This window comes from Paenibacillus senegalensis JC66, from assembly GCF_000285515.1.
Lineage (GTDB): Bacteria > Bacillota > Bacilli > Paenibacillales > NBRC-103111 > Paenibacillus_L > Paenibacillus_L senegalensis.
Genome location: NZ_CAES01000140.1, coordinates 1 through 839 on the forward strand (window position 1 = coordinate 1; position 839 = coordinate 839).

The 839-nt window shown below is 51.3% G+C and carries 1 protein-coding gene; it reads right to left on the reverse strand.

Annotated features, from left to right (window positions below; all coding sequences use genetic code 11):
- Positions 1-136: 136 nt before the first annotated feature.
- Positions 137-673: a DUF6431 domain-containing protein gene (locus PSHG_RS31310; RefSeq protein ID WP_081505014.1), complete on the reverse strand. Its 537-nt coding sequence runs from the start codon at positions 671-673 to the stop codon at positions 137-139.
- Positions 674-839 lie beyond the last annotated feature (166 nt).

An 839-nucleotide genomic window follows, 5' to 3' on the forward strand; every position in this document is an offset into this window, starting at 1 on the left:
GGCCGGGTCAAGTCCGGCTGCCAGAAGCGGTGAAAGCAGCTGCATGCGCTCTGCGGCAATGTCCTCGGCCTTTCTCTGATTTTTCATCCTAATGCACCTTCCTTTGGTAGATTACGAGATGAGTCTACCAAAGGGGTTAGTCGGACAAGAATGCAGAACGGGTATGTACCCACAAATTTTCATTGGCGACGGAACGGACAATTGTCGCCAGCCAGCCGGGGGCATCCCCGACAACGTGTCCAAGGGTGTGGTGTACAGACTGAGAAGCGTTGGACGGGCGCTCGACAGGGTCTTCTAGATAACGGATGGCAATGGAGGTGAGACAACCGAGCCAGTACGCGGATTGTGCATGGAACCAGCTGCGCCAGCGATGTAAGGTAGACTCGTGTGCTGGAACAGCAACTTCTAAATTTTTCGTCTTGGTGATGGCTTGCTCAACACAACTGGACTCGTAACGCTTGTAAGGCACAATGCAGTCTGGTAACTCATGGTGAATCTTGTAACACTGTGAACAACGCATCCTCCGCACGATGAGTGTAAGGCGTTCTCCACAATCTTTAATGAGCTTGCGCTCCTTGCTTCCAATGATCTTTAACTTCTCTCCGCAGCAGGGAGATGGCACCACTTCTGTACACCTAACAAAAAACGCTGGGGTTCTTCTCAACCAGCTCATATTTTGATACAATGACCATGTTGATTGGGGGATGCATCCCGTGAGCCTGTTCCCGCAGGCCCACGTACATGGGAGGCATCCTTTTCCTTTTCTTTGATACGGTCATTATATTCGGCAACCTCCGGACAGGCAATCCCGTCAGCAATTGGACATTATGATCTAGCGG

Coding starts and splice junctions, on each gene's coding strand:
- PSHG_RS31310 (WP_081505014.1), bottom strand. CDS start 673: ATGAGCTGGTTGAGAAGAACCCCAGCGTTTTTTGTTAGGTGTACAGAA.